Source organism: Blastococcus sp. SYSU DS0753, from assembly GCF_054051175.1.
Window position 1 is genome coordinate 164,022 of sequence record NZ_JBJHAT010000007.1, and the last position, 8,633, is coordinate 172,654.

The following is an 8,633-nucleotide window of genomic DNA, read 5'->3' on the forward strand; positions in this document are numbered from 1 at the left end:
CGGCGTCCGCGATGAGCCGGGCGGCCAGCGCCCGGGCGTGAGCGCCGAGGAGGCGAGCAGAGCGGAGCCGCGGCAGGTCTGCCAGGGCAGGCCGGGAACGTGCCGGCCGGGAACGTCGCGCCGGCCGGTCCGGGCACCCGGGGAGAACCTCCAGGTCGGTTCCGGACGCCCGCACGGCGCCGGAGCAGGCCCGAGCCCTGCGGCTAGTCGACCGGAAGAGCGGTGAGCTCCGCCCGGGAGGCCACGCCGAGCTTGCTGAACACGTTGCGCAGGTGGAAGTCGACGGTGCGGGGGGACACGAACAGCCGCGCCGCGACGTCCCGATTCGACAGGCCCTGCCGGACGAGTGCGGCGACCTGGCGCTCCTGCGCGGTCAGTTCGGTGGTGGTGGTGACGTCGCGGCGGCGGGCGGTTTCCCCGGAGGCGCGCAGCTCCTGGGCGGCCCGTTCGGCGTAGGGCGCGGCGCCGAGCTCCTCGAAGACGGTGAGCGCGGCCCGCAGGTGCTCGCGGGCGTCGACCCGCCGCCGGGTGCGCCGCAGGTGCTCACCGAAGGCAAGCTGGGTGCGGGCCCGGTCGGGCAGCCGCGGTGAGGCGGCGTGCGCATCGAGGCCGGCCAGGAAGTGCTTCTCGGCGTCCGGGCCGTCGGCGAGCAGCGCGCGGCCGTGCTCGGTGACGGCGACCGCCGAGGCGATGCCGGTGGCCGCGGCGAACTGCTCGACCTCGGCCAGCCACGTGCGCACGACGTCGGTCCGGCCGGCGCGGACGGCGATGTCGAAGACGTCCAGGGCGGCCATGCGGCGCAGCATCGGGTTCTGCAGCTGCTCCAGGTGGTGCAGCGCGGGCGCGGGCCGGTCGGCGCCGCGCAGCGCCTGCGCCCAGTGCGCCAGGTCGGTGACGAGGCTGTCGGTGATTCCGACCGGGTGCGCCGCGCGGACCGCGGCGACGTCGGCGAGGTGACGGCTGGCGGCATCGTCCCCGCGCAGGGCCGCGATCACCGCCAGCTGCGCGGTGGGCAGGGCGGTCAGCCCAGTGGAGCCGGTGCTCGCGGTCAGCGGCAGCGCCTCGGCGGCGGCTGCGGCCGCTCTCGTCCACGCCCCGGTCGCCAGCTGCGCGGGGAACCCGCGGGTGAGGGCGTGCTCGACCATGTTGAGCGCGCCGGCGCGGCGGGCGGCGGTCAGCTGCTCGGCGTGCAGCCGCAGGCTGCGCTCGTCGTCGTCGATGAGCCAGGCGGCGATGCCGAGGTTGGGCTGCAGCACGTGGTCGCCGTCGAGCGGCTCGGCGTCGGTCAGGTCGAACGCGCGCCGGAACGCGGCCGCGGCGTGCGCCCAGTCCCGCCGGCCGACGGCGGCGAACCCCTGCAGCAGCTCCCAGGCCGCCCGGCCGGTGGCCGGTGCGTCGGCGGGAGGTTGGCCGACCAGCGTGGCGGGGTCGACCGGGCGCGGGGAGCGCGCCCCGAACGCCGACAGCGCCGCGGCGAGCATCGCCAGCGGCCGCGCGATCGCCTCGTCCGCTGTGGCGGCGAGGGTGGCGGCCTCCAGGACGAGGTCGTAGCCGTCGTCGAGGGAGTGGGTGTTCCACTCGATCTGGCCCTGCAGCAGCAGCAGCCGTGCGCGCTGCACCGGGTGGGTGAGGTCGGCCGCGGCGGCGGCCGCCAGCCCGGCGGCGTGCGACGGATGGGCGCCGAGCCAGGCCGAGGAGGCAGCGGAGAACAGCCGCCGGCCGCGGGCGGCGCTGTCGACGGTCAGTTCGGCCGCGCGGGCCCAGGCGGCGGAGGCGGCCTCGTGTCCTCCGCGGGCGGCGGCGCGCTCGGCGACGCCGTCGAGCGCGCCGACCACCGTCTCGTCGGGCCGATCGGCCGCCGCGGCCAGGTGCCAGGCGCGCCTGTCGGGGTCGGCGCCGAGGACGTCGGCCAGCGCTCGGTGGGCAGCGCGGCGCTGCGCGCTGGTGGCCGCCCGGTACACCGCCGAGCGGACCAGCGGGTGGTACAGCGCCAGGGTGTCGCCGTCGACGCGGAGCAGCCCGATCCCCTCCGCCTCGTCCAGGGCGTCGTCGGCGATGTCGAGACGCGAGGCGGCGTCGCGGACCACGGTCAGCCGGCCCGTGTCGTCGGCTGCGACCAGGAGCAGCAGCCGCTGGGCCGGCGCGCTCAGGCGACGGACCCGGTCGAGGAACCCGCGCTCGACCCCGCCGGTCAACGGAAGCGGGGTCGGCAGCGGCGCCCGCCCGGCCAGCTGGTCACCGGTCAGCGCGGCGGCGAGCTCACCGAGCGCGAGCGGGTTGCCACCGGTCGCGGTCACCAGCCGGTCGCGCACCGCCGGGTCGACCTCACCGTTGCCCTGGGCGGTCAGCAGCTCCTCGGCGTCGGCACCGCTCACGCCACCGAGCACAGCGGTGGGGAGATCGGGCGCCTCGAAGCCGTAGCCCTCGCCCTCGCGGGCGGCGAACAGCAGCGCGACGCGCTCGGCCTGCAACCGGCGAGCGACGAACAGCAGCGCCGCGGCCGAGGCGTCATCGAGCCAGTGCGCATCGTCGACCACGACCAGCACCGGGGCCTCCTCGGCGGCGTCGGCGAGCAGGCTCAGCGTTCCCAGGAACGCCAGGAACCGATCGCCCTCGCCGTCGGCCTCGCCCAGTGCCGCGCCCAGCGCGGCGGCCTGCCGCGCCGGTAGCGCGTCCAGGCGGGCGCGCAGCGGCCACAGCAGCCGCTGCAACGCGGCGAACGCCAGCGGCGACTCCGATTCCACCCCCGACGTGCGCAGCACTTGCATGCCGGCCGCAGCGCTGACCGCGTCGGCCAGCAGCGTCGACTTGCCCGACCCGGCCACGCCGCGGATCACCAGGGATCCGCCGGCCCCGGCGCGGGCGGCGCCGAGCAGCGCAGCGATCGCCGCGCGTTCGGCATCCCGTCCGGCCAGCACGAACGGGACCGTACCGACCGCAGCGGACAGGTCCCGTGATCGCGATCCCGGTGGTTTTCCCGGCGTGAGGGCCCTCGACGGCGGCGAGCGTGGCAGCCAGACCCGCAGACCCACCTCGAGGAGGAGCCATGTCGGCCCACCCCACCATCGAACCGGCGGCGCCCGCTCACCAGCACCCGCACGCCTGCGGCCACGGTCACGCGGCACCTGCCGCGGACGAGCCGCGCCGGCCGTGGACGGTCTTCGCGCTGATGATCGCCGCCCAGTTCATGGTCATCCTGGACGTGTCGGTGGTGAACGTCGCCCTGCCGTCCATCAGCGAGTCCCTGCGCCTGTCGGCCGCGGACTACCAGTGGACGATCAGCGCCTACGTGCTGCTGTCGGGCGGGCTGCTGCTGCTCGGCGGCCGGATCGCCGACCTGCTCGACCGGCGCCGCGCGGCCCTCGCCGGTATCGCCCTGTTCACCGCCGCGTCGCTGGTCAGCGGTCTGGCGCAGACCCCGCTCACGCTCATCGGAGCCCGGGCGGCGCAGGGTGCCGGTGCGGCACTGCTCACCCCGGCCGCCTTGTCGATCATCATGACCGCCTACGCCGGAAAGCAGCGGCAGACCGCGCTCGCGGTGTGGGGCACCGTCGGCAGCCTCGGCATCGCCGCCGGCGTGCTCTTCGGCGGGGCGCTGACCAGCGCGCTGGGCTGGCGGGCGGTCTTCTTCATCAACGTGCCGATCGGCATCGCCGTCGTGCTCGGCACCCTGCGCACCGTGACCCGCGGCAACGCGAGGACCGGTGCGCTGCGCCGCCTCGACGTGCCCGGTGCGCTCACCCTGGTCGGCGGGCTGCTGGCCCTGGTGTTCGGCATCGAGGCCACCCGCTCGGCCGGCTGGGCCGCGCCGCGCACCTGGCTCGCGCTGGTCGCCGCCGCCGCCCTGCTCACGACGTTCGCCCGGCTCGAGCGGCGCGCCGCCGATCCGCTCATCCCGCCGGCCACCTGGCGGATGCGGTCGCTGGTCCCGGCCTCGGCGGTGATGGCCGGTGTCACCGGTGTGGTGGTCGGCGCGATCTTCCTGACCTCGCTGTACCTGCAGGCCATCGTGGGCTCGACGCCGGTCGTGGCCGGCTTGCAGTTCCTGCCGCTGGCCGCCGCGATCACCCTCGCCGCCGCCGCTGCGTCGAAGGTCATCGGCCACCTCGGCGCCCGCACCCTCATCCTCGGCGGGTTGGTCGCGCTGGCCGCCGGCGTGCTGCTGCTGGCCACGAGCGCCGGCGGCACCTCCTACGCCGCCCACGTGCTGCCCGGCTTCCTGCTCGTCGGTGCCGGTGTCGGCCCGATGTTCGTGGCCATCGCCGTCGCCGCGATGAGCGACGTGCCCGCCGAGCGCTCCGGGCTGGCCTCGGGGCTGATGATGACCGGCCACGAGATCGGCGCCGCCCTCGGCGTCGCCGCGCTCACCGCCGTCGCCGGCAACCTCGCCACCTCCGCCGGGCTCATCGACGGCTACGGCCGGGCGTTCGCCGTCACCGCCGCCGTCCTCGCCGCGCTGTTCGTGCTCACCGCACTCGCCGTTCCCGGCGGCAAGCCCCCGGCCGGCACCGCCGGGCACGGGCACGGGCACGGGCACGGGCACTGACCCGGCCGATCCCAGCACAGATCCCGGCGATTTCCCCGGTGAGAGGCACCCACCCCGGCGTCGAGGCTCCTCCCGACCGACGCCGCACCCACGCACCAGGAGCTCCCCATGCTGTCCGGCACCCCGCGCACCTTCATCGGCGCCACCACCTTCCGCGTCACCGGGATGACCTGCGCGCACTGCCGCCAGGCGGTCACCGAGCGGATCGCCGCCGTCGACGGCGTCGAGACCGTCACCGTCGACCTGGCCAGCGGCATGGCCACCGTCACCGCCACCCGGCCGGTAGACCGCGCCGACATCGCCGCCGCGATCGAGGCGGCCGGCTACCGCGTCCTGCCCTGACCGCCCGGCGGCGGAAGCCCGCGATGCTTCCGCCGCGGGCGCTCCCCCACTCCCTGCACCGCCCGCACGAAGGGACACCCGCCGTGAACCTGCTCCACGAGGAGCTCTTCCACGCCCGCCAGGCCGAACTGCTCCACGACGCCCGCACCCACCAGCTCGCGCGGGCGGCCGTGGCCCGCTCCCTGCGCCGCCGCACCCGCTGACCACCCGCCTCACACGCCCCCTGGAGACGCCATGCCCGCCCGCCCTCTTCTCCCACCGCGCCCTCGGCCCGCCTCTGCAGGAGAGACCATGACCCGCTCCTCCGCCGTCCCGGCCGCCGCGACGACGGAAGACGAGCCGCCGATCGCCGCCCGCGCCATCGACCTGGTCAAGACCTACGGCCGCGGCGAGGCCACCGTCCGAGCCCTGGACGGCGCCTCGGTCGCGATCCCCGCCGGTGAGTTCACCGCCGTCATGGGTCCCTCCGGGTCGGGCAAGTCGACCCTCGTGCACGCCCTCGCCGGCCTCGACGCCGTCGACTCCGGCCGGCTCCTCCTCGGCGACACCGACCTGACCACCCTGTCCGAGCGCGACCGCACCCTGCTGCGTCGCGAGCGGATCGGCTTCGTCTTCCAGGCCTTCAACCTCATCCCGGCGCTGACCGCCGCCGAGAACATCAGCTTGCCGCTCACGCTCGCCGGCAAGCGCCCCGACCCGGCGTGGCAGGAGGAGCTGGTGGCGATGCTGGGCTTGGGTGACCGGCTCGACCACCGCCCGGCGCAGCTGTCCGGGGGGCAGCAGCAGCGCGTCGCCGTCGGCCGGGCGCTGATCGCCCGCCCAGAGCTGGTCTTCGCCGACGAGCCGACCGGCAACCTCGACTCCCGCGCCGGCGCCGCGCTGCTGTCCTTCCTGCGCAACGCCACCCGCACGCTGGGCCAGACGATCGTCATGGTCACCCACGATCCGGTCGCGGCCGCCTCCGCCGACCGCGTCGTCTTCCTCGCCGACGGCCGCATCGTCGACGAGCTGCCCGACCCCACCGCCGAGACGGTGCTCGCCCGCATGGCCGGCCTCGACACGCGAGCGGGGGTGTGAGCCGAGATGTTCCGTCTGGCTTTCGCCAACGCGCTCGCGCACCGGTCCCGGCTCGCGCTGACCTGGCTGGCCGTCGCGCTCGGTGTCGCGTTCGCCGCCGGCAGCCTCGTGCTCACCGACACGAGCAGTCGACTGCTCGACGAGCAGTTCCGCGCCACCGCCGCCGGCGTCGACCTCACCGTCCGGGGTGCGGCCGCCTTCGACGCCGCGATGGGGGTCGAGGTGCAGCGCGACCCGCTACCGGTCGGCCTCGCCGACCGCATCGCTGCCACCCCCGGTGTCGACCGGGTCCGGGCGGTGGTCTCGGGTCCAGGGCAGCTGCAGGTCGACGGGCAGTCCGTGGGACTGGCGGGGCCGACCATCCTCGCCTCCTGGGCCGAGGCCCCGTTCACCGCCTACAGCCTGCGGGCCGGCCGCGCCCCGGCCGGTGACGGGGAGGTGGTGCTCGACTCGGCGACCGCCGCCGAGCACGGCATCGCTCTCGGCGACACCGTCACCGTGTCGGCGACCGCCAGCCGGCAGCTGCGCGTGGTCGGCCTGACCGGCGTCGGGGACGGCGACGGCTTGGCCAACAGCACGGTGGCGCTGGTCGACCTGCCCACCGCGCAGGCGCTGCTCGACCTCGGCGCCGGAGTCACCTCGCTCGACGTGCTCGCCGCCGACGACGTCGCCGTGACCGATCTGCGCGGCGATCTGGCCTCCGCCCTCGGCGAGGACTACGCCGTGGCCAACGCCCAGGACGCCGCCGCCGCCAGCGCCGACGCCGCCAAGGAGAGCATCGACTACCTGCGCATCGTGCTGCTGGCGCTGGCCGCCGCCGGTCTCGTCGTCGGCGGGTTCCTGATCGCCAACACCTTCGGCATCGTGCTCACCCAGCGCGCCGGGGAGCTGGCGCTGCTCCGTGCCGCCGGAGGCACCGGCCGGCAGGTGTTCGCCTCCGTGCTCGGTGAGGCGCTGCTGGTCGGCGTCACCGGCGCCGCGGGCGGCACCGCCGCCGGAGTCGGCGCCGCCTACGCCCTGCGGGGGCTGGCCTCCGGCGTCGGATTGGCGCTGCCCGACGGCCCGCTGACCGTCACCGCCCGCACGATCGTCGTCGGGCTGGCCGCCGGCACGGTGATCACGCTGATGGCCGTGCTGGGTCCGGCCCGACGGGCTGCCCGCACCGCACCGGTGGAGGCCATGCGTAGCTCCGACCCCGTGCCGACGGCCCCCCGACGCGGCCGGCTGATCGCCGGCTGGGCGGCCTCCGCACTCAGCCTGGCGGGCCTGCTTGCCGCCGCGCTGCTGCGCGACATCGCCGGCGTCGCGCTGGGCGCGGTGCTGCTGCTGTTCGGCCTGATCGTGCTGAGCCCCGTGCTGACGCCGCGGCTCGCGCTCGCGGTCGGCCGGCCGCTCACCGGCCTCGGCGTGCCCGGCCAGCTGGCCCGGGAGTCCGTGGTGCGCAACCCGCGGCGTACCGCAGCCACCGCGATGGCCCTGGCGCTGAGCCTGGCGCTGATCGGCTTCGTCACGGTGCTCGGCAGCTCGGTGAAGGCCATCGGAGCGACCACCGGTGAGGCGATCACCGCCGACCTGCTGGTGCAGAGCAGCCGCGACGAGATGCTCGGCGGACTGTCCCCGCAGATCGCCGCCCGCGTCGCCGCCCTGCCCGAGGTCGCCACCGTCTCCGCGGTCCGCTACGGCCACTGGCTCGATGCCGGCACGACCAGCGCGCTCACCGCGGTCGACCCGGCCACCCTGCCCCGTGTCGCCGACATCGACATGACCGCCGGCGACCTGGCCGCCCTCACCGACGGCGGCATAGTGCTCGCCGACAGCGTTGCTGCCGAGCGCGGCCTGTCCGTCGGCGACACTCTCGCGCTGACCCTCCCGCGCGATGGTGACCAGCGGCTGCGGGTGGTCGGGCTGATGGCCGACGACTCCGCCCGCGCGCTGTCCACCAGCTACGTCATCTCCCTGGACACCTACGCCGCCCACTTCAGCGAGAACGTCGACGCCACCGTCTACGTCGCCCTCGCCGACGGCACGGACCCGGCCCACGCGCGGACGGCGCTGCGCACAGCGGTCGCCGACTTCCCCAACGCCGAGGTGCTCGACCAGGCCGAGGCCGCGGCCGGTCGGGCCGCCGCCGTGGACCAGGTGCTCGGTCTGATCACCGTGCTGCTCGGGTTCGCCGTGCTGATCGCGCTGCTGGGCATCACCAACACCCTGGCGCTGTCCATCGTCGAGCGGACCCGCGAGATCGGCCTGTTGCGCGCGGTCGGCATGACCCGCGGGCAGCTGGCCGGCATGGTCCGCGCCGAGGCGGCGCTGATCGCCGCCGTCGCCGCGGTCGTGGGCGTCGGTCTGGGTCTCGGTCTGGCCGCGGCCACCCTGGCCGGGTTGTCCGGGGACAACCCGTTCGTCATGGAGGTCCCCGTGGTCAGGCTGCTCGCCGTCACCGCCGCGGCGGTGCTCGCCGGCCTGGCCGCCGGTCTGCTGCCCGCCCGCAGGGCCGCGAGGCTCGACGTGCTCACCGCCATCGCCACCCGCTGACCACCGGGAGCCGGGCCCGGCTCCACGGGCCCCCGCGCCGGGCCCCGCCCCCCGCCCCCCCACCCCCCCCCCCCCCCCCCCCAACCCCCCCCCCCCCCCCCCACCCCCCCCCCCCCCCCCCCCCCCCCCCCCC

General features: G+C 76.3%; 5 protein-coding genes. 4 read left to right on the top strand and 1 reads right to left on the bottom strand.

Going from position 1 to position 8,633, the window contains the following annotated elements; genetic code table 11:
• Positions 1-203: 203 nt before the first annotated feature.
• Positions 204-2,918 (bottom strand): AAA family ATPase, encoded by a 2,715-nt coding sequence (locus tag ACI799_RS08810; protein ID WP_456612897.1) that lies wholly within the window; start codon positions 2,916-2,918, stop codon positions 204-206.
• 128 nt (positions 2,919-3,046) lie between these two features.
• Here ACI799_RS08810 and ACI799_RS08815 point away from each other — a divergent pair, with 128 nt between their 5' ends.
• The 4 genes from ACI799_RS08815 to ACI799_RS08830 all read left to right on the top strand — a co-directional run bounded on the left by ACI799_RS08815 (position 3,047) and on the right by ACI799_RS08830 (position 8,500).
• Positions 3,047-4,546, top strand: a complete 1,500-nt coding sequence (locus ACI799_RS08815; protein WP_456612898.1) for an MFS transporter — start codon at positions 3,047-3,049, stop codon at positions 4,544-4,546.
• A gap of 108 nt (positions 4,547-4,654) precedes the next feature.
• Entirely contained in the window at positions 4,655-4,888 is a 234-nt protein-coding gene (locus ACI799_RS08820; protein ID WP_456598879.1) for a heavy-metal-associated domain-containing protein, read from the top strand.
• 291 nt (positions 4,889-5,179) lie between these two features.
• Positions 5,180-5,965, top strand: coding sequence for an ABC transporter ATP-binding protein (locus tag ACI799_RS08825; protein WP_456612899.1), 786 nt, complete (start codon positions 5,180-5,182; stop codon positions 5,963-5,965).
• Positions 5,966-5,971: 6 nt separating this feature from the next.
• A complete protein-coding gene (locus tag ACI799_RS08830; RefSeq protein WP_456612900.1) occupies positions 5,972-8,500 on the top strand; it encodes an FtsX-like permease family protein in 2,529 nt (842 codons plus the stop codon).
• The last annotated feature ends 133 nt before the right edge of the window (positions 8,501-8,633 follow it).

What these genes read in the sequence shown, in the direction of transcription:
- ACI799_RS08815 (WP_456612898.1), top strand. Translation starts at nt 3,047, where the DNA reads ATGTCGGCCCACCCCACCATCGAACCGGCGGCGCCCGCTCACCAGCAC.
- ACI799_RS08820 (WP_456598879.1), top strand. Translation starts at nt 4,655, where the DNA reads ATGCTGTCCGGCACCCCGCGCACCTTCATCGGCGCCACCACCTTCCGC.
- ACI799_RS08825 (WP_456612899.1), top strand. Translation starts at nt 5,180, where the DNA reads ATGACCCGCTCCTCCGCCGTCCCGGCCGCCGCGACGACGGAAGACGAG.
- ACI799_RS08830 (WP_456612900.1), top strand. Translation starts at nt 5,972, where the DNA reads ATGTTCCGTCTGGCTTTCGCCAACGCGCTCGCGCACCGGTCCCGGCTC.